The 1,994-nt window shown below is 31.5% G+C and carries 3 protein-coding genes; all 3 read right to left on the reverse strand.

Going from position 1 to position 1,994, the window contains the following annotated elements:
• Positions 1 to 435 (reverse strand): hypothetical protein (locus TS70_RS06415; protein ID WP_198049765.1); only part of this gene is annotated, 435 nt, incomplete at its 3' end.
• Between the two features lie 2 nt (positions 436 to 437).
• On the reverse strand, positions 438 to 788 hold the full coding sequence (locus TS70_RS06420) for a hypothetical protein (RefSeq protein WP_198049766.1): 351 nt from the start codon (positions 786 to 788) through the stop codon (positions 438 to 440).
• A 95-nt stretch (positions 789 to 883) separates the two neighbouring features.
• Positions 884 to 1,994: Mbov_0396 family ICE element transmembrane protein (locus tag TS70_RS06425; protein WP_232332555.1), on the reverse strand; the 1,111-nt coding region annotated here is incomplete at its 5' end.

The raw sequence follows: 1,994 nt of genomic DNA on the forward strand, positions 1-1,994 counted from the left end.
GTAGATAGGAGTATCTCGCTCTTGTTGATTAGCTAATAAAATATCCACCGCTTCAATACGATAAACAACACTAGTTTTATGTTTAAATTTAATAGTATTATTTTCTATTTTTTGAATTTGGCTAATTTTTAAAACGTCATTATTTTGTTTTTTAACAAAAATATATTTGAATGCTGTTCAAACAACACTGTATAGTTTAGTTCCATTTTTTGTTGGAAACATTAAAATTAAACTTGTTAATCACATAAAAATTGTAATAAGAACACTTGCAATTATTTGATACTTAAATAGAAAAGAAAATATCAACGCTGTAATTAAAAAATCAATTACAATAATTGCAATTTCAACCTTACCAATCCCACCAAGAGCATTAGAAATCGTAAAACGAATTTTACTGGCTCGTTTTGTAATAATACGTGCTTTATTATCATCCATAATTATTCACCCCCTATTTTGTTTAATGCTTCTTGGTTGATTTTAATTGCTTCAAGAATTTTGTTTCATTCTTTTTGATATAGATTAATTAAATGTTGTCCTTGTCAAATTTCATTTTTTACACGTATTTTAGCGTCATTATCATACAATCAGATAATATATTCATCATCGGCTTTGATACCAACAGCTAATGATTTACCACTCCGCGAACCGTGAATACATTTTTTACTAATTCACACCGACAACCCCTTATGTTCGGGAATTGAAAATAAATTTGCTTTGTCGGTTTCGCGTTTCAGTTTTCTGCGTGCTATGATGTTAACTGTTACTCATTCGTTTTGTTTTGGTTCCATAATTTATGTTTCCTTTCTAAGCGTTTATAACGCATTGAGTTAATATCTTATTCATTAAAATAACTTTCAATGAGTTACAAACGATAATTTAAAAATTATTTATCAGTGAACCACTGATTGATTTTTTCACTTGTTTTGCTCTGTTGATTTTTATAATCTCCAGTGAATGCGTTTTTAAATTGTGCCTTGGCAATATTTTTAAAACCGTGTTCTTTTGCCCCAGTTTGATATGCACGAACCGTTCCAATTCCACGAGCAGTTTTCTTACTTAAACTATAACTTGCCTTCACACCGCTTACTGTCAACGCCCCATCAGTCATAAAGGCATTGGTTGCTACTTTTAACCCCATTATATTACCAATCCCATCACTCAACGATGTATTACCACCCAAAAGCGATGATAAGAGTTGTGGTGATTTAACAACAACAATGCCAAAAGCAAAAATACCTAGTAGAGTAAAAATTGGTCTTGTTGTTGGGTCGGAAATGGCTTTACCAATTTCCGCGAACACTGACATACTCCATAAAAACAAACTATACGCCAAGAAAACCATATTAAAACTAATAAAACGAGCAACCGTTAATTCTTTTCAGTTTTTAAATCTTCGTCCCTCATCTTGAATTGCCGAAACTATCACAACGGGCGATAAAACATAAAGAATTAATAATTCCGCAGTTCGCCAAAATAAAAACAAGGCAATCAATAAGAAAATGTAAATCATAAAGCTCTCAGAAAACAAACACAGCAAATAATTAAAATGTCCACTATCTGCAAACGTTCAACTCGCTGGCACATAATCAAAGTCGTGCATTCCATTATCAAACGACGAATTAAATATAAACAACCCAATATTTTGCATATTCAAATTGCTTGCTTGCATAATCGCTTGTGTTAGCAAGTTAACAATAATATTCAAGGTATAGAAAATAACTGGTATTGTTGGAATTGCTACAAACAATAAAATCATATTACGCAATGTTATTTTTAACTTGCTATGTTTTTCATCCGCCAACATTATTTCAATCATCCGCCCTGCCAATAGCAACGCCAATATTATTCCCGCAATTGATAACATCACAATAAATAACATTGGTACACCACCGTTGGTATTATTTTCAAACAACAAACGATTTGCCAAATCACCACCCGACATAAAATAAATTATGTCTTGGAATTTATTTAAAAGTCACAACAACGGTTTTATG

The organism is Spiroplasma sp. hyd1 (genome assembly GCF_016082235.1).
GTDB lineage: Bacteria > Bacillota_I > Bacilli_A > Mycoplasmatales > Mycoplasmataceae > Spiroplasma > Spiroplasma poulsonii.